At 64.3% G+C, this 18020-nt stretch carries 17 protein-coding genes; 4 read left to right on the top strand and 13 right to left on the bottom strand.

The window, feature by feature from the left end:
• Nucleotides 1-167 precede the first annotated feature (167 nt).
• Nucleotides 168-848: an orotate phosphoribosyltransferase gene (gene pyrE / locus HCH03_RS15930; protein WP_080142558.1), complete on the top strand. Its 681-nt coding sequence runs from the start codon at nucleotides 168-170 to the stop codon at nucleotides 846-848.
• Between the two features lie 321 nt (nucleotides 849-1169).
• Here the strand turns inward: pyrE and HCH03_RS15925 are convergent, their stop codons facing one another.
• The 12 genes from HCH03_RS15925 to HCH03_RS15870 all read right to left on the bottom strand — a co-directional run bounded on the left by HCH03_RS15925 (nucleotide 1170) and on the right by HCH03_RS15870 (nucleotide 13792).
• Nucleotides 1170-1751, bottom strand: coding sequence for a VanZ family protein (locus tag HCH03_RS15925; protein WP_221690286.1), 582 nt, complete (start codon nucleotides 1749-1751; stop codon nucleotides 1170-1172).
• Between the two features lie 139 nt (nucleotides 1752-1890).
• Nucleotides 1891-3075 (bottom strand): MFS transporter, encoded by a 1185-nt coding sequence (locus HCH03_RS15920; RefSeq protein ID WP_221690285.1) that lies wholly within the window; start codon nucleotides 3073-3075, stop codon nucleotides 1891-1893.
• 143 nt (nucleotides 3076-3218) lie between these two features.
• Complete coding sequence (locus tag HCH03_RS15915) at nucleotides 3219-3554, bottom strand: oxidoreductase (protein ID WP_221690284.1); 336 nt, start codon at nucleotides 3552-3554, stop codon at nucleotides 3219-3221.
• Between the two features lie 19 nt (nucleotides 3555-3573).
• Complete coding sequence (locus HCH03_RS15910; RefSeq protein WP_221690283.1) at nucleotides 3574-5880, bottom strand: molybdopterin-dependent oxidoreductase; 2307 nt, start codon at nucleotides 5878-5880, stop codon at nucleotides 3574-3576.
• On the bottom strand, nucleotides 5873-6100 hold the full coding sequence (locus HCH03_RS15905) for a hypothetical protein (RefSeq protein ID WP_221690282.1): 228 nt from the start codon (nucleotides 6098-6100) through the stop codon (nucleotides 5873-5875). The genes HCH03_RS15910 and HCH03_RS15905 overlap by 8 nt, the downstream gene beginning before the upstream one ends.
• Before the next feature lie 6 nt (nucleotides 6101-6106).
• A complete protein-coding gene (locus tag HCH03_RS15900; protein ID WP_221690281.1) occupies nucleotides 6107-7405 on the bottom strand; it encodes a trigger factor in 1299 nt (432 codons plus the stop codon).
• An 82-nt stretch (nucleotides 7406-7487) separates the two neighbouring features.
• On the bottom strand, nucleotides 7488-7715 hold the full coding sequence (locus tag HCH03_RS15895; protein ID WP_221690280.1) for a hypothetical protein: 228 nt from the start codon (nucleotides 7713-7715) through the stop codon (nucleotides 7488-7490).
• A 78-nt stretch (nucleotides 7716-7793) separates the two neighbouring features.
• A complete protein-coding gene (locus HCH03_RS15890) occupies nucleotides 7794-9299 on the bottom strand; it encodes an MFS transporter (RefSeq protein ID WP_080142550.1) in 1506 nt (501 codons plus the stop codon).
• A 70-nt stretch (nucleotides 9300-9369) separates the two neighbouring features.
• Complete coding sequence (locus tag HCH03_RS15885; protein WP_221690279.1) at nucleotides 9370-9702, bottom strand: 4Fe-4S dicluster domain-containing protein; 333 nt, start codon at nucleotides 9700-9702, stop codon at nucleotides 9370-9372.
• Nucleotides 9703-9734: 32 nt separating this feature from the next.
• The gene (locus HCH03_RS15880) at nucleotides 9735-12047 is read right to left on the bottom strand and encodes a molybdopterin-dependent oxidoreductase (protein ID WP_221690278.1); all 2313 of its coding nucleotides are present in this window, start codon (nucleotides 12045-12047) and stop codon (nucleotides 9735-9737) included.
• A 30-nt stretch (nucleotides 12048-12077) separates the two neighbouring features.
• Nucleotides 12078-12314, bottom strand: a complete 237-nt coding sequence (locus HCH03_RS15875) for a hypothetical protein (protein ID WP_080142547.1) — start codon at nucleotides 12312-12314, stop codon at nucleotides 12078-12080.
• Between the two features lie 230 nt (nucleotides 12315-12544).
• On the bottom strand, nucleotides 12545-13792 hold the full coding sequence (locus tag HCH03_RS15870) for an MFS transporter (protein ID WP_221690277.1): 1248 nt from the start codon (nucleotides 13790-13792) through the stop codon (nucleotides 12545-12547).
• 366 nt (nucleotides 13793-14158) lie between these two features.
• Between HCH03_RS15870 and HCH03_RS15865 the strand changes: the two genes are divergently transcribed.
• The gene (locus tag HCH03_RS15865) at nucleotides 14159-15685 is read left to right on the top strand and encodes a response regulator transcription factor (RefSeq protein WP_221690276.1); all 1527 of its coding nucleotides are present in this window, start codon (nucleotides 14159-14161) and stop codon (nucleotides 15683-15685) included.
• Between the two features lie 117 nt (nucleotides 15686-15802).
• Here HCH03_RS15865 and HCH03_RS16520 read toward each other — a convergent pair whose 3' ends face one another.
• Nucleotides 15803-16273, bottom strand: a complete 471-nt coding sequence (locus tag HCH03_RS16520) for a hypothetical protein (RefSeq protein ID WP_246600096.1) — start codon at nucleotides 16271-16273, stop codon at nucleotides 15803-15805.
• A 282-nt stretch (nucleotides 16274-16555) separates the two neighbouring features.
• On the opposite strand from HCH03_RS16520, the gene HCH03_RS15855 reads away from it, so the two are divergent.
• A complete protein-coding gene (locus HCH03_RS15855; protein ID WP_221690275.1) occupies nucleotides 16556-16942 on the top strand; it encodes an ArsR/SmtB family transcription factor in 387 nt (128 codons plus the stop codon).
• Between the two features lie 35 nt (nucleotides 16943-16977).
• Nucleotides 16978-17769, top strand: coding sequence for a nitroreductase family protein (locus tag HCH03_RS15850; RefSeq protein ID WP_221690274.1), 792 nt, complete (start codon nucleotides 16978-16980; stop codon nucleotides 17767-17769).
• Nucleotides 17770-18020 lie beyond the last annotated feature (251 nt).

Below are 18020 nucleotides of genomic sequence, written 5' to 3'. Positions count from 1 at the left end.
GTCAATGGCCTCTATTGTATTTTCCAGTGAATAGAGACGAGGAAGCCCGGCTTCGAGTATCATTGATCGCACGACGAAAAGCGCGGCGCATGCGGTGCGACGGTCGCGGCGCAGCGAACGAGGCCGCATGCGGCGCACGAGCCCGCGCGGGAGAGAGAGGGAATGCCATGGAGGCCTACAAGCAGGAGTTCATCGAGTTCATGGTGGAGAGCGACGTGCTGAAGTTCGGCGACTTCACCTTGAAGAGCGGCCGAAAGTCCCCCTTCTTCATGAACGCGGGCGCCTACGTGACGGGCTCGCAGCTGCACCGCCTGGGGCAGTTCTACGCGCGCGCCATCCACGACAACTTCGGGCTTGACTTCGACGTGGTGTTCGGCCCGGCGTACAAGGGCATCCCGCTGTCCGTCATCACCACGATGGCGCTCTCGGAGCTTTACGGCAAGGAGGCGCGTTACTGTTCGAACCGCAAGGAGGTCAAGGACCACGGCGACACGGGCATCCTGCTGGGCTCCAACCTGCGCGACGGCGACCGCGTGGTCATCGTGGAGGATGTGACCACGTCGGGCAAGTCCATCGAGGAGACGCACCCCATCCTCATGCAGCAGGCGAACGTGGAGGTGGTGGGCCTCATGGTGTCGCTGAACCGCATGGAAGTGGGCAAAGGCGGCGAAATCTGCGCACTCGACGAGGTGCGCGAGCGTTACGGCTTCCCTACCGCGTCCATCGTGGACATGGCCGAGGTCACCGAGCACCTGCTGAACCGGGAATGCCAGGGCCGCGTCGTCATCGACGACGGCGTGAAGGCCGCCCTCGACGCGTACTACGACCAATACGGCGCGAAACGGTAGGGGCGAGGCCGCAGACACGGGGAATCCACCTGCGGAAACGCTCTTCGTAGGGGCGATCTCCAGATCGCCCGACGCAGAAACGCACGAAGCGGGGAAACCGCGTGGCGGGCGCACGGTGCGCTTGCCACGCGGTTTTTTGTCCTTGCAACCCAACGCACCGGGCGATCTGGAGATCGCCCCTACGAAGAGTGCCGCAATATCCGGCATCAACGGGGCGTCCGGAAGGTGCCGCATACCCGGCGTCAACGGGGCGTCCCAACGCGCCGCGACCCGCCCGCTTCCGCCCCGGCATCACCCCACGCGAAGGTCAGCGCAACCCGTCTACAGGTTCGCCACGATCAGCACGCCCAGGAAAGCCAGCACGAGCGCGGTTCCCGCCAAGGCGACGGCGTTGCCCGCGCGCATCGCGCGCTCGTCCGACCGCACGATGCGCCGCACGAGCGCGTACAGGCACAGGCCCAGCGCTCCGCCCGCCGTGTTGGCCAGAAGGTCGGTGACGTCCGACGCGCCCATGGCGAACGCGAACTGCAGCGCCTCGAAGGCCAAGCTGACGAGCGCGATGGGCGCGAGGCCCCACCACAGCGACCGTCGCCCGAAGAGCATGCCCGCATACAAGCCGAACGGCACGAACGCCAGCATGTTCTGCACGGCCTCGCGATAGTCCAGCGCGCCGTTGATGACCGTGGCGCCCGCCAGCGGCACCAGGTTCACGCTGCGCATCGTGCCCACCACGTCCAGCGAGAACTGCATCTTCAGCAGGATGATCCACGCCAGGACTGCCAGGTAGACGGCCAGCAGGCATCCCGTGAGCGTCCGGCTTCCCAGAAAACCGCCCGAGTGCTCCATCCGGAACACCGCCGGTTCCACGCCCTCGATTCCCCCGTCGTTTGCAAGCCGCTCCATAGTCCGCTCCTTCTCCGCTCCGTCCCATTGCGCCCCGGCGCGCGCAACCGGGGCAAGGAGCAGCGTACCCCGCCGCCGCGCCCGCAACGCCCCGCGCAAGGCAACCGTAGCCGCAATTTCAGGCCGGGTTCAGGAACGCTTAAGGTCGGTCGGAGGAGCCGCGGCGGCGCGACCCGAAAACCGCGAGCAGGATCAGCCCCAAAAGCACAGCCGCCGCATTGAACAGGAACAAGGCCGCAGCCCCCGCCGCCTGCAAGACGAAACCGCCCACAACCGGCCCCAAGCCCATGCAAAGGTCGGGCCCCAGGTAAAACGTGTTCGCCGCACGCCCCACCCGGTCCTGGGGCACCCCGCGCACCGACTCGGCCTGCAGGGCGCAGTAGGCGGATCCCTGCCCCACGCCCATGCACGCCCCCGCCACGACGACGCCCGCGAACGATTCCAAGAACGCCGCCGCCGTCATGCCGAAAGCAGCGAGGAGCATCATGGGCAGGGCGACCGCGCGCACGCCGAACGAGTCGCTGGCCCTTCCCGCCAACGGCCTTGCCTCCAGCGTGGCCAAGGAATAGACGAGGAAGTAGAGGGAAGCTCCCTCGATGCCCCTCATATCCCCCACCAGCAAGACGAACGAGGAGGTCACGCCTTGGGCCACCATCAACAGGCCGGCCACCGCGGAAAGCAGCAGCGTGGGGCCGTGGAACCAGGCGGCAAAGCCGCAGCCGGACCGCGAAGGCGCGGTCGGGACGGCATGCGCGCAAGCCTCGCGGGGCGCCTTGAACAGCACCGCCAAAACGAGCCCCGCGAAGAGCAGCGTCGCCGAAACGGCGAAGGCGCCCGCATAGCCGACCGCGCCGCCAACGAACGATCCGAGCGCGGGACCCAAGGCGCACGCTATCGTGTAGGCGACCCCGAGCCACCCCACGCCGCTTCCCAGCTTCGACGCGGGAACCACCAGCGAAGCCAACGACACGACGACCGTCGACTTGAACGCGAACGCGAACCCTTGGAGCGCAAGGAACGCCGCCGCGAGCGGAACGGATCGAAACAAGGCGCAGCCCAGCGCCGAGACCGCGAACAGCGCGCAGGACACGACCAGCAGGCCTTTCTTTCCCAGCCGATCCGTCACGATGCCGCTCATCGGCCGCATAATCAAAGCCGCCGTGGCCAAAAGTCCCGCCAGGAACCCCGCCACCGCCAAAGAGGCGCCCAGCGAAACCGCGTACCCTGCGATAAGCGGACGCGTGAGGTACAACCCGAACTGCAACATCGTCTCGATGCAGAACAGCTGGGCGAATCGGGGGTTCCACAGCCTTGCGCTCTCCATCTTCAAGCCCTCCTTGACGCAACGGCCCCGGTTCCGCGCCGTCGGAAACCGGGGCCTTGCTCCTTGACGATCTCAGCCGCGCGGGCGACGGACGAAAAGGGCACAACCCCTCTTTCGCCCGCCGCCGAAAAGCTTAGCGGCGCTTAAGGCAGAAAGATCGAGCATTGCTCCCCTCGGTCGGCCATCTTCCTCACCAGCTCCTCGAGCGTGCCGTACTTGATGGCGTCAGCCAGGCAGTGCAGCGCGCACGACGGCACGCCGCCTTGGGCAACGCGTTCCTCGCATAGGTTGCACGAGGTCGTGGGCACGGGAACGTACTTGCCCTCCCACGTTCCGTCCGGCTTGCGCCACGGCCCCATCTCCAGCAGCTTGATGCCCCACTGCCCCATGGGCAGGCCCAGCTCGTTGCGGCAGGCGATCTCGCACGTGTGGCAGCCGGTGCAGTACTCGTTGTCGATCATCAATCCATAGGTGGCCATCTCGATACCCCCTTTCAGGCTAGTTTTCGGTCCGGTAGATCTTGCAGGGCAGCGCGCCGTAGTGCGAGCCCAGGCCCAGCTTGCCGATCTCTTTCCATGGCATGAGCGAGTTGATGGACGACTTGCGCACGCTGAACAGCTCCGCGTCCTTGTCTTCGGGATACCACCAACCGTGGTCGCACCCGATGACCCCCTCCTTCACGATGGGCGTGATATCCGCGATCATCTGGCACTTCCCCCAAGGGTTCTCGATGGTGACCCAATCGCCTTGGCCGATGCCGTGCTTTTCGGCGGTGGCGGGATGCAGCTCGACCGTGGCAGCCGACCGTATCTCGCGCAGCGAATCGATCATGCGGTGCTCGGTATGGAACGACGTGGGACGGCGCGCGCCGGTGACGAAGTCGAGCGGGTACTCTTCGGTCCATTCGGGGCGCGACCGCTTGGAGAAGCGGGGCTCCTCGTAATAAGGCAAGGGGTCCTCCCCCAGGTGCTGCTTCACCGTGCTCCACAGCTCCACGCGCCCCGTGGGCGACTTGAAGCCCGGCTTGCCATCGGCGCGCAGCAGCCCTTTCTCGTATTGGTAATAGGGAATCTCGTAGCGTCCGTACACCCATTCGCGCAGCGTCTCGTACGTCATGTCCTCCCCCGTCTCGGGGTCGGCCGTGTAGGGGATGTTCTGTATCTTGTTGTCCAGGTACGCATGCGGGCTCGACCATTTCTCCGAATCCTCGGTGCGATCGGGGTTGATGCGGTGATCGAGGTCGAGCATGATCTCTAAGTCCGACTTGCACTCGCCGAGAGGCTCCAGCACCTTCGTGAGGGCATGGAACTGCCCGGGCTGGTTGCAGCCGTGGAACGTGACGATGCCCTCGTGCTCGAGCGAAGTCGACACCGGCAGCACCACGTCGGCCAGGGCCTGGATGGTCGGGTTCATGAAGATGTCGGTGGCCATCACGAACTCCTTGTGGCGGCACGCCTCCATCCACTGCATCGGCTGCTGCGTGATGCACGACGAGATGAAGTTGGAGCTTTGGATGAACAGGAACTCGATGGGATACGGTATGTTCGTGCGCAGGGTGTCCAACGTGCAGTCGGGCTGCGTGGTGTTGATGATGAAGTCCATGGCCGGGTATTGGTCGTGGCCGGCGATGGGAATGGGGTTCTTGTCCTCTTCCTCCACCAGCATGCCCACGCCCTTGCGCCCGGTCGAGCCGCCGTTGAGCATGGTCTGGCCCAGCTTGACGCCTCCGGGATTGTCCAGGTTTCCGCAGATGGCGAATATTCCCCAGATGGCATGGCAAATCTGCAGGGTGTTGGGGTTCTGGTCGGTCTTCAGGCCCACGGAGGCCGTGCAGGGTTTCTGCGCCAGGCAGCGGGCGGCGGCGTAGATGTCCTCCACCGGCACCTCGCAGATCTCGGCGGCCATCTCGGGCGTCATGGTGCAGCAGCGCTCGGCGTACTCGTCGAAGCCGTACGTCCACTTCTCCACGAAGTCGTGATCGTACAGATCCTCCTGGATGATGACCGCGTTCAGGGCCATGGCCAGCGCGGCGTCGGTGCCGGGTCGGATCTGGAAATGGTACGCGGCATGGCGGGCCAGCCAGTTGGCCCGCGGGTCGACGACGATGATCTTCATGCCGCGCTTCATCATGTCGACCGTGCTGTGGCCGAACAGCCCGTCGGGGTTCGACCACAAAGTGTCGCGACCCCAGATGAGCATGTACTTGGGCAGCTCGTAGCGCGGATCGTCGTAGCGGTCCTTGAAGCCGAACGCGCCGTCGTACTCCACGTACGCGCAGCCCAGCAGCCAGTCCATCGCGGTTTGGCGCGGTATGACGCAAGACCAACCGCCGTTGGCGTGGATGGCCGTGCGGCTGTGGAACACCTGGTTGCAGGTCTGGAACTGGTACGCGCTCGCCTCGCGACCGGTGCCCGTCCACACCGACACCGTGTCGGGGCCGTACTTTTCCGTGAGCTCGCGGTACTTCTCCACGATGATGTCGTACGCCTCGTCCCAGGTGATCCGCTCCCATTTGTCGGGCTGTCCGCGGAACCGTCGGTCGCGCTTCATGGGATGGAGGAGGCGATCCTCGTGGTAGAGGTACTCGGGAAGCGTGAGGCACCGAACGCACAGGCGGCCGTTCGTGATGGGCTGGTCGGGGTCCCCTTCCACCTTCACCAGCTTGCCGTCTTTGACGAAGGCCCTCAATCCGCAACCGACGCCATGGCATCCCGGAGGCGACCATTGCGCCGTACGGTACACCTTCGTGCCGTCCTCGAGCTCCGTGACGCGGGGCGTCTCCGACACGCGGGTCAATTCACTCATGTTCCTGCTCCTCTCTTCTTTCACTCCGCGCTATCGCGGAGCGGTCTTCGATGAAATCCATCGTCGCGATGCGTGCGCCACCGCAGGCGGCGCAGCAGGCGGGGCTCTCGCCCGGCTGCACCTCGTGTCCGCAATCGAGGCAGACCGGCATCGGCATAACGATGCGAAAAGCGAGGTCGTCGCATTTTCCGCAATGGTTGCACACGTAGCAGCGCTCCATCGCCGCTCAGCCTTTCGCCACGGCGGTGTCGGCGAGCCACGCGAGGGCGACCATGCGCTTCGCGGCGCTTTCCACCACGCGGCGCTTTCCCGTGCGCTCGAGCAGTACCGGATCGTATGAGCCCGGCCCGAACGCCTCCTCGCAGGCGTAGGCGAGATCCTTTTCGGAAAGCTGCATGCCGCGCCCGTCGAACAGGGCTTCGAGAGCGAATCCCTGACGCAGGTTCTCGCCGGATTTGATGAGCATCTGCACGCTCAGCTCTTCTTCGTTCGTCCGCTCTTGCTCGTAGTAATCGTCGATGGTCTGGCCCTTTTCGGCCAGTTCGCGCTCGAGGGCGCGCCTCATGCCCTCCCGCGAAGCCCGGTAGAACGCATCGGGAATGGCACCTTGCAGGCGCTTCTCCAGTTCGATGTTGGCCAAGCGGGCACGCGTGTCGCGATTGAGGTGCTCCGCCTCGGCTTCGAGGCCCTGCGCGACGCCGGCGCGAAACTCCGCCACCGACGACGCCTTCGAGATATTCGCCTCGACCCACGCGTCGGTGAGCTCGGGAACGTCCTTGCGCAGCTGCCCCAGCACCGTCACCGTGGCCAGGTAACGGTCGACGTCGTCGTCGGATAGGGCCCGGGGGCGTTCCACCGCGTACTCGAACGTTTTCGTCTGGCCAACCGACATGCCCATAAGCTGCCCAACGAACGCGTCGGGCATGGAGCCGTCCGCCACCTCGAGCACCATCTTCTTGCCGGTGAGGCGCGGCACCGGCTTGCCTTCGCAAAACGTGGCCACGTCGATGCTCACGCAGTCGCCGAACACGACCGGATGGGGGTCGGCCGGCGCGTACTCCGCGCGCGACTCCATAAGCTCCGCAATCCGCGCGTCCACCAGCTCGTCGGTCACCTCGACGTCCTCGACCTCTATCTCCACGGGATCGAGGCATGACAAGGAGAGCCGCGGCCGTTCCACGACGGCCAGGTCGAAGGCGAAGTCCTCGTCGGAATCCGGATACGCCGTCACGCGCACGTCCGGCGTGAGCGCCGGCACGATGCCGAGCGCAGCCAGCGCCTCGTTGGTAACGCGGTTGACGACGAAGTCGCGCCGCATCTCTCGATAGGCGTCCACCGACGTTGCCTTCGCCGCCGCCGCGTCCGCATCCTCCCACGGCGCGTCTTCCGGAAGACCGTAGTACGCGTTCACGACCTCGTAGAACACGTCCAGCTCCCGGCGCACCGTCGCACCGCACACCACGACCGAAACCCCTATCGCCCCCGTGGCCGGAACGTCCGTCCTCTCGAGTTTCTTGAAATCCATGCTCGCCCCCACCGTCCTCGGATGTCGTCTCACGCCGGGGCGGAGAGCCGCCTCGCGGCAGCCCTGCGCCCCCCTTGCCCCGCTACGCGCCGGGCGCCTTGGGCGCCGCAGGCGCCGCGCCCGGCGCCGCAGGAGCTTGGGGCGCAGCGGGGGCTCCGGGGGCGCCCGGAGCTCCCGGCATGCCCGCGATGGGCGGAGCGCTCGGCAGGGAGGCGCCGCACTGTTCGCAGTTCTCGTTGGCGAAATCGTTGACGGCGCCGCAGGCGGGGCACGTCTTGTCCATGCTGATGGCAGCTGGTCTGAAGCACATGGGAATCCTCTTTTCCGTAGTATGGGCGCGCGAATCGAGCCGCGCAGCCCGCTTTACTCGAACAAGCGCATCGGCCGGCTACTCGGCGGCCGCGCTTTTCTGGGTCTCGCGCTCTGCGAGGTCGACGGCGATCTGCTCCATCTTCTTAGGCGTCAGGCGGTAGCCGAAGAAGAAGGCCGCGAACGCGATGCCGAAGCAAACGGCCGGGATGATGCAGATGATGTTCACCATGCCCTGCGCCAGCTCCGGCGAGGCCTCCATGCCCGACACGAAGCCGATGGCGGCCAGGCCGAACCCGGTGAGCAGGCCGGCCACGGCGTTGGCGATCTTCGGGCACCATTGGAACGTGGACATGATGAACGCCTTGGCGGTCTTGCCGTCGCGCCACTCGCCGTAGGCGATGGCGTTGGACTGCATGCCCATCATGGTTCCGTTCATGAAGTTCATGCCGAAGTAGATGCCGCAGATGCACACGATGAAGGCCATCATGCTCGATGCGCCCACGAAGATGCACACGGCGGAGAACGCGAACGAGATGCCGATGCCGGCCAGATAGGTGGCGCGGATGCCGATCTTGCGGGCGACGGGTTCGGACACGAACGTTGCCGCCAGACCCGTGATGTTGCAGGCGGTGAGCATGACGGCGGCCATGGCCACGTCGCCGAAGGCGTAGGTGAACACGTACATGGCCATGCTCTGGATGGTCATCTGCGCCACGAAGCGGATGATCTCGGCGAACAACCCGATGATGGCCGGCAGGTTCGTGAGCCAGTACTTGAGCATCTCGCCGATGCCGACCTTCTCTCCGGCAGCGATGGGCGGAACCTTCTCGCCGCGCTTCTTGGCCGCGGCGCGCTCCTCGCACAGCTTCTGCGTGGGATCCATGCCGTCGATGCGCTTGTACATGACCACGAACATGACGATCATGATGATGCCGAAAACGAGCGCCAGCACCGTGAAGCCGGCAGGGCCGGCGTTCTGCGCGTTCTCGCCGGCGGGCACGCGGTACACCAGCCCGTTGATGGCCAGGATGGCCGGCAGGGATATGGCGGCGAACAGCACCTTCACCAACATGTTGCCCTGCGCTTTGCGCTGGGAGAGCAGCGTGCGGTCGGCCTCGGTCCGGCTGATGACCGGCACGATGGACGTGGCGGCTATCATGAAGAAGCTCGAGAAGAAGCCGCCCACGATCTGGAAGAAGATCATCCAAGCGGTTTTGGCGCCCATGTCGAGGAAGCTCGGATCGACGAACGTCATGAGCAGGCAGACGAACGTCGCGGGGGGCGCCACCAAAAGCCAGCTGCGGTACTGGCCGTGCTTGAGCCACACCCGCTCGATGATGATGGCGGCGATGATGACGAAGAACCACTCGCCCACGCCCGTGACCGCCTTGACCGTGCCCATGACCGTAGGCTCCAAACCGCAGATCTCGGTGAGGAAGTACGACCAATAATTGCTGTTCATCTGGTTGAACGCCGTCCACGTGAGCATGCCGAGGCCGTAGATAAGGCCCAGCGCCTGCGTGACGTTGTTCTGGATGGCCGAAACCGCCCTCTCCCCTAGCTGTGATGCTTTCTCGCTCATGCGAAACCCCCTTTGATAAGAGTTTGGCCTCCGCGGCGCCCCTCCTCGAGACGCCGCGGAGGCGATGACCTTATTGGACCGAGAACAGGACCATGCGCGGCTTGGTCACTTTCCTGGCAAGCTCGTCGACGGGCCCGAACTCCATGGCCAGCGACTGGCAATGATGCACGCAGGCGGGAACCTTGCCCGCGCGCGTGCGCTCGGCGCACAGGTCGCAACGCTGCGTGGGCATGGGCACGTAGTCCCACTCCCATGCGTCGCCGTCCAATTTCCACGGGCCGATCTCGGCGAGCTTGATGCCCCACTCGCCTTCCCCGAGGCCCTTCTCCACCTTGCACGCCATCTCGCAGGCGTGGCAGCCCGTGCAGAACTCGTAATCGATCAAAAGACCCTGTTGTGTCATGAGCCCGATCTCCTTTCCCTGTGCGACGACGTCTAAAGGTTGTGATGCTCGGCGTACATCTTCTCGAATTCGGCGCCGTAGCCTTCCGGTGCCGGGTAAACCTTGCAGAGCTGGGTCTTGTAGGACGAGCCGTATCCGCTGGGCCCGAAGTCCCCTTGCACCGTGAGGCAGTTGATGTTGGACTCCCACAGGCCGAAAAGCGTTGGCTCTTCCTTGTCCCGTTCGGGGAACCACCAACCGTGCTCGGCGCTGACGACGCCCTTCATCATGGTGTCGGTGACGTGCGCCACCTCCATGGCCTTGCCATGGGCGTTCTCGATGACGGCCCAGTCGCCCTCCTTGATGCCCGCGGCAGCGGCGTCTTCGGGGTTGATGGCGAACATCGGCCACTTGTGGAACTCGCGCATGGAGCGCAGCTGGCGATGCTCGGAGTGGAAGTACTCCCAGCAGCGGCGGCCCGTCGTGAGCACGAGCGGGTACTCGGCGAAGAGCTCGGGCGTGTTGACGGGGCTCTCCGGCGGTTCGTTGAAGTACGGCAGCGGGTCCATCCCCACGTTGTTGTACATGTTGCAGAACAGCTCCACGCGCCCGGACAGCGTGTTGAAGCCCGGGTTGCCGTCGAAGCGCAGCTTGCCCGTCTTGTACTTGTAGTACTCGAACTCGGGGTACACGATCACCTTCTCGCGCAGCTCGCTGAACGTGATGTGGATGGGGACGGTGGCCATGTTGTTCGTGCAGAACTCCAACATCTCGGGCACGTCGTCCCAGTAGAACAGATCGGGGTTCATCTTCTTGCCCAGCTCCAGCATCATCTGCTCGTCGCCCACGGCGTCGCCGGTCTGCGTGACCTTCACGATGGAGCGCAGGGGCGTGTACCAGCCGCGCACGCCATTGCGCTCGCACCCCATGGCCATGGGTATGAACAGGTCGCCCACGGCCATGGCGGTGGGCGTCATGAACAGGTCGCACACCACCACGTGGTCCATGTCCCGGTACACGTCGTACACGCGCCGCGCCTGGCCCGCCATGTTGGTGAACGCCGTGGTGGAGCACATGAACAGCATCTTCACCGGATACGGCTTGCCCGTCTCGGCCGCGTCCAAGATGGCCTCGGGGATGGCGTGCCCGCCCTTGCCCACGGCGTTCATGAGGCCCCAGTTGCCGTCGTCGCCCAAGCGGCCTTCGCGGACGCTGGGCAGGCTCTTGGCGATATTCTCGCGGATGTCGGACTGCACGTAGCCGAAGTTGATGCCCACGAAGCCGCCCGGGTTGTCGATGTTGCCGGTGAGCGCCTGCACCGCCACGGCCGCGTGCGCCGTGCCGTTCGCCCACTTGGTCTGGTCGAACGCCACGCCCCACTGGAGCGTGGTGACGCCGGCGGTGCCGATGAGGCGCGCGGCCTCGTATATCTTCTCAGCCGGGCACCAGCATATCTCGGCGGCGCGCTCGGGCGTCCAATCCTTGACGCGCTCCCGGTACTCGTCGAAGCCGTAGCACCAGCAATCGACGAACTCCTTGTCGTAGAGCTCCTCCTCGATCATCACGTGGCCGATGGCCAGCGCGAGCGCCGCATCGGTGCCCGGACGCACCTGTACGTACAGCCTCGCGTGGGCGGACAGCCACGTGACCTGCGGATCGACGACGAACAACTCGGATCCGCGGCGCATGCAGTCGATGATCCAGTGGCCGAAGAAGCCGTCGGCGTTGGCGCGCAGCGGGTTGTTTCCCCAGATTATGAACAGGTCGGGGCGGCGGTACTCGGGATGGTCGAAACGCGCCTCGTTCAACTGCCCGCAGTCGGCGATGAACGTGTCGCCCAAAACCGCGTTCATGCCCTGCATGCGCGGCGTGTAGCAGCAGTTGCCCGCCAGAAGGCCGCAGTTGTCGTTCGGCGTGCCGAAGGCGCCCTGCCCCAGCACGTTGGACTGCCACGTGGCGTTGCGGCCCGTTCCGGCACCGGTGCAGATGGACTTCGCCCCGTACTTCTCGGTGGTGTCCTTCACCATCTCGATGCACAGCTCGTAGGCCTCGTCCATGGTGATCTGCTCCCACGCGTCTTTGCCGCGGTCCTCGCGGGCGCGCTTCATCGGATGGATGATGCGGTCGGGATGGTACACGGCCTCCACCATGGCAAGACAGCGCATGCACAGGCGGCCGTCCGTCACCGGGGAGTTCGGATCGCCTTCGACCTTGACCAGCTTGCCGTCCTTGTCAGTGTAGAACAGGATGCTGCAGCCCTGATGGCAGCCTGGGGCCGACCATTGGCACGTGCGCGTGACGGTCAGATCCCCTTCTTGGTACTGCCAGTCTTTCTTGTAGACCTGGGGATCGAAGCATTCTCTCATGCAAATCTCCTTTCAGCGTTCTCTCTCGTCTTACTTGACCTGCTCGCCCTGCTTCTGCGCGCGCGCCCATACCCCCAACATAACGAGATTGTCGTTCGAAACGACGTTGTCCTCTCCCACCTTGTGATAGGTCATGCGCGTCTGAAGCTCGGCTGGATCTCGGAACTCATGGCGAATGAAAAGCGCGCCGTCGAGCAGATAGGCCTCCTTCGTCTCCGGCGAATCGATCGTCGGCGCGTACCGAGCGAGCAACTCTTGATCTGCCATATGAACCTTCCTTCCTCGAATCTCCGCGAGGCCCGCAACCCGTCCCCGCCGTCCCCCTTGTCAAGCCGTCTCCGCACCGCCCTGCGGTTCGCATCCTGCGGTGCGGCTGCGACGCGAACGAGTTTCCATCGTTTGGCCGCCCGGCGCATCTGCTGCTTGGTATTAATGTCGAACACGTGCGATGACCTGGCTTTTTATTGCACGGTCACCTCAATGCGATACTCTGGGTATTAGCTGCGGCGCACGAGCCCCGAACCCCGGTCGCGCTTCTTTTTCAACAGCGCGCGGGCGCCTTCCACCACTACGAGCGCCGCGAAGCCGCACCCCGCCACCGCCAGCGACCCCGAGGCCGACTCCGTTCCGAACACGAGCCCTTGCAAGCCGTTGATGACGAGGGGCGACAAGGTCGCGCCGAACGAGACGAACGACACCAGAACCGATATGGCCATGGTCACGACGCTTTTGTCGACCGTCTTCGAGATGTAGTAGATGGAGCTGATCTGCTGCACGCCCGAGCCGAAGCCGAACAGGATGCCGCCCGCAACGACCACGGGAAAGCTGTAGCCGAAAAGGGACACGGCGAGCATGCCCGAAGCCAAGCACCCGAAACCGATGCACAGCGTGGCGGCCCCGAACGCTTTCGAAAGCTTTCCGTAGGCGATGCCCACCAAGAAGGACACGATGCTGACGCACGACGCCACCACGGAAACGTCGGCCGTCGTTCCCAGGCGTCGTTCCTGAACCAGCATGGCGATGTTGGTGTGGAACCCGTACAAGCACATCATGGCGAAGAAGAACAGCGCGAACAGGTAAACCGCCTTCGGCTTGAACAGCTCCTTCAACCCGGCCGCGCGGCTTTTCCTGTCGATCAACCGTTTGTCCAGATCGCCCTCGGGAAGCGCGAAGCGGGCAATAAGGAAAACGGGGATCACGCCGAGGTACACTAAAAACGCGTTGCCCCAATGCGAAAGCGCCAGAAACCCCACGAGCAAGGCGACCAGCGCCTCGCCCATGAAATTGAACGCCTGCTTGAACCCCAGCGCGCGGCTTCGCTCGCCGTCGTCATCCCATGTTTGGCAGATGAAGGCGTTCGCCATGGGATGCAGCAATCCCTGGCCCAGCCCCACGCAGGCGCTGCAAGCGAACAGCGCGTAGATGCTGGGGGTGCGGAACACGACGGGGATCATGCCGCCGACGAATATGATGGCCAGCGCGAACTCGGCGATGCGCTTCTTGCGAACGTACGAGGACAGAAAACCCGACAGAAGCGTTCCGGGTATGCTCACCAGCGGAGGAACCGAGAGCACCATCTGGATGGCCGTGCGCGGCACGTCGGGGTACGCATCGCCCAACACGCCCAGGATCGACGAGAAGGCCGAGAACACGCTGTCGTACACCGCGAAACCGAACACCGGCACGAGGATCAAAGCATGCTCTATTCTGAAGTAGGACAAGAATCTGCGAAGCGTTTCCTTCACGACACCACCCCCTGCGCACGGCGAAAGCGCCCTTTCGCACCGCACCGTATGAAGCACCTCGACCTTGGATTGACGGTTCTCCGAAAGCGCGTTTCCGCTCTCGCGCCCCCTCGCGCTGCCGGATCCGCCGTTGTTGTCGAGCCATGATTGCCCCGTATGCGGTTTTTGTCTTGCTACTCAGAGGATTAAATCGACGCCGCGGGCCCCGAAACGAAAAAACGTACTCTCGATAGCATGGCGCGCACGATAGAATACGATATATCCGAAACCCATCCAGCAGCGCAACGGGAGCGAAGCCTCCCGGGCCGTTCTGCATGCGGGCGTTTCGGACGGGTACGTGGAATCAGGGGGAGGGGACACGCAGCCATGGCCGAAATCACCAAAAACGGAAGTCCTCGCAAGGAGAGCAGCTACAGCGAAAGGGAGTTGGCCGGCATTGCGGGATTCACGCTCTTCTCGGCCTCGGTGCTGCTGGCCGCTTTCAGCCCGTTGCTCGCGACGCCCGGAACCAACACTCCCGTCATGCACGGCCTCACCCACGGCACGATGTTCGCCTCGATGGCGGGATTCTATTTCGCCATCACGCGTTTTATCAAGCGCAGAAACGAGTTTGTTTCTTCGAGGCGCGCCCAAGCCGTCTTCTTGGTCCTGCAGCTTCTGTTGCCCGCCGCCGTTCTGCTTGAGACCGCGCTGGAACTCGTCTTTCCCCTGGCACTGCAGTTCACGCTCTGGGCGATCCAAGGTGCGGCGAGCGCCTACTTTTCGTGCACCTGGGCCGACCTCCGCAGCTCGCTTGGCGAAGAGCGCATCCGCTCGGCCAATCTGTGGTCGTTCGGATTGGCGGGTTGCATCGTAACCGGCGTGCTGGCCATGCCGCCCTTCGTCGACTTGACGGTGTTCCTGCTGCTTTGCGCATGCTCGTTCGCGTTGCTTGTGGCCTCGCCGCCGAGCGGCACCGAGGCCACAAGCGAGCGCGACGAACGCTGGCTTGCCGAAACGAGCAGGTACAGCGCGAACGGGTCCTACATCATGACGGTGGACGGCATGATGTGCGGCGTGATAGCCGGGCTTGTCGTCGCGCGCATCAGCAAAGGCGTCCTGCCCCCTACGATCATGGGCCTGGCGTTCGTTTGCGTGGCACTCATTTTCTTCGTCTTGCACAAAAAGGCCCCCGGGCTGCTGGCCATGGGAAGGGTCCAGCTCGTGCTGCTGCCTTTCTTGATTTGCGGTCTTATCATCTCGGGGTTCCTGCAGGCTCCGTGGAACACCGTCGCCGCTCTCCCGCTTTTCGTCATCCTGTATTTGCTCGACTACACGAACGCGTCGGTTCTTTCCTTGCGCGGCACCCTGCTCTCCATATCGCCCTGCTACTGCTTCGCCCGAGGGCGCATATTCATCGTTCTCGGACAGGCGCTCGGCTGGTTCGCGGGCGCCTTCGTGGCAACGGAATTCGGAAAAGGATGGCTCACCGTCGCGGCCATGATCCTGATCGTGCTGGTGTGCATCTACATCCCCGTGGCTACCGTCAATCCCGACAAATACCCAATCATCGCAGACGCTCCCGACCCCGCCAAAGACCAAGCACCCCCCGAAGGCGCGCAGGGACCGACCCCCGAACTGGTAATCGAACAGCATTACAAGCACAAATGCGCCGAGGCGACCCGAACGTACAACCTGACTCCCCGCGAAGGCGAGATACTGTTCTTCCTGGTGAAAGGGCGAAACGCCCGCCATATCGCCGATCAGCTCTACGTTGCGGAGCGCACCATCAAAACGCACACGTACCATATCTACCAGAAGATGGGCATCCATTCGCAGCAGGAGCTTATCGACATCGTGGAGCAGCAAGAAGCCAACGACGACACGGCCGAGAGCTGCCCTCCCATTCTCTGACATCGAGTGTATCGGAAGCGCCCGCGTCGCTGGAGAAAGGCAGGTGCGGCGCGGGCGCGTTCTACGCCCTCGACAGCTTGGCGGCATGCCCGGCAGGTGCGGTGCCGGGCCTCGTGCTCACGCGCGGCGCGCGTGCGATCGGGGCATCGGAGGGTGGGAACGGCGCTTGAGAGCCGCTGCGATCGCTTCGAAAGCGCGGGAAGCGGCGCCGCGATCCGCTGCGCCCGAGGCCTCCGCTCTGCGGTTCGCCGCCGCAGCCGACCCGTCCCGCACGCATCTGACGGCACGGTCGTCCCGATCCTCGGAGCTGGCCGCGCCGCCTTCGGCGCAGCCTTGCGGCGTCTCCGGAACCACCTCCTCCACGAACCAGCGGGGGCCTTCGTAGAACAGGTACTTCTCGCGACCGTGCACCGAAACCAGGTAGCGCATACCCGTGCCGCCCACCCGGGTGGACGCGCGGCGGATGGCTTCGTGCACACGGTCGATCTCGAACGTGCGGCCGTCGCGCCAGAGTATGGAAAGCGGCGTCATGCGACCGTCCGCGTCGATGCGGGCGACCACGTCCACGTATGTTTTTCGAAACTTCATGTCCCCATGCAACCACGCGCGCCCGCCGCGCGCAATCGACCGCACGGAGCCGTAGGGAAACGAATGCCCCCGCGTTATGCGCGGCCGAGACGGCGCACCGGCACTCGACCCCTCCGGCGTCGCACTCGCGACCGCCTGCTCGATTCCCACCGTCGATGCGCGAGCGCGCTTGCCTTCGCCCGCCGCCTACTTCCGTCTCGAATTTCTTTCCCAAGGAAGTTCTCGCGCACGCTTCCCCTCTCTATGGTTTAATGGTTCGAACGTTTGAACCAAAGGAGCGCCATGGACGAACAGGAATGGATGCGGAACCGGCAGGCCCTTGCCGTCGGGTTCAAGGAGTGCCAGGGCATCATCGGCGCGTTGGGCGACGAGACGCGCCAGCAGATACTCGTGGCGCTGCTGGAGGCCGAGCAGTGCGGCCTGCGCGTGGGCGAGATCACCGCGCTCACGCACCTCTCCCGCCCCGCCGTGTCGCACCATCTGAAGATCCTGCGCGACGCGCGCATCATCGCCCTGCGGCGCGCGGGCACGATGAACTTCTACCACATAGCGCCCGACATCGCGCAGTGGGCGCAGTTCAAGCAGTTGGTCGACCGCGTGTACGAGCTGGTTCGGCAGGCGAACCTCGAAGGTTACCTGCAAGACGAGCGAAACGAAAAGGCGCGATGACCGAAAGCGCAATCGACGGAAGGGAGCATGACGATATGGACGCGAGCGAAAGCAGAGCCGCCGGCGGAAGCACACGCGAAAACGAAACCCCGCACGGAACCGAAGATGCCCTCCAGCGTGAAACGGCGAGCGCCGTCGAGGACATTGCGGTCTGCAGCCTCGAAGAGGCGTTGGAGCGCCGTCATTCGGTGCGCAGCTACAGCGACCGGCGCATCGAGGGCCCGACGCTGACCGCGCTGCAAGCCGAGATAGACGCCTGCAACCGGGAAGGCGACCTGCGCATCCAGCTCGCGCTCGACGAGCCCCGCGCGTTCGGCGGCAGCGTGATGGCGCGCTACGGCAGCTTCCGCAACGTAAGGAACTACGTGGCCCTCGTCGGGAAGAAGGCCGACGACCTGGACGAGCGCGTCGGCTACTACGGCGAGCGCATCGTGCTGGCCGCGCAACGCCTCGGCCTGAACACCTGCTGGGTGGCCCTGACGTTCAGCAAACGGCACGTCCGCCGCCTCGTCGGCCCCGACGAGAAGCTCGTGTGCGTGCTGTCCATAGGCTACGGCGACACGCAGGGCAAGCCGCGCAAGTCCAAGGCGCTCGAAGACGTGTGCGCCGCAAGCGGGCCCCTGCCGGCTTGGTTCGAGCGCGGCGTGCGGGCGGCCCTGCTCGCTCCCACCGCCATGAACCAGCAGAAGTTCCGCTTCGAGTTGCAGCCCGACGGCACGACGGTGCGCGCGACCACCTCTGGAGGCGCGTACACGGCCGTCGACCTGGGCATCGCGAAATACCACTTCGAGATAGGAACCGGCACTCGGGATAGCGCGCCCAACTGAAAAACTCGCGCGTGGCTCCTTTTCTGCTTCGAAAAGGCGTTTGTGAATGATCTATTTGAAGAATAGTCGGAAACGCAAGTTTCTCACCTGGGCTTTTATTTAATTATATTATCGATCATATATAAAAAGAGCCGATGAGTCGTTCACAAACGCCCTTTTGAAGCAGAAACGTCTGAGTCCGCTGTTAAAGAATATGACCGATGAGAATCGGTGAAGCCTCCTTTATGCAAATCGTGGGTTGGGCGACAATC

This window comes from Gordonibacter massiliensis (ex Traore et al. 2017), from assembly GCF_019731765.1.
Taxonomy (GTDB): Bacteria; Actinomycetota; Coriobacteriia; order Coriobacteriales; family Eggerthellaceae; genus Gordonibacter; species Gordonibacter massiliensis.
The sequence above is the reverse complement of the archived record's forward strand: the minus strand, read 5'-3'. Positions and strand labels throughout refer to the sequence as shown.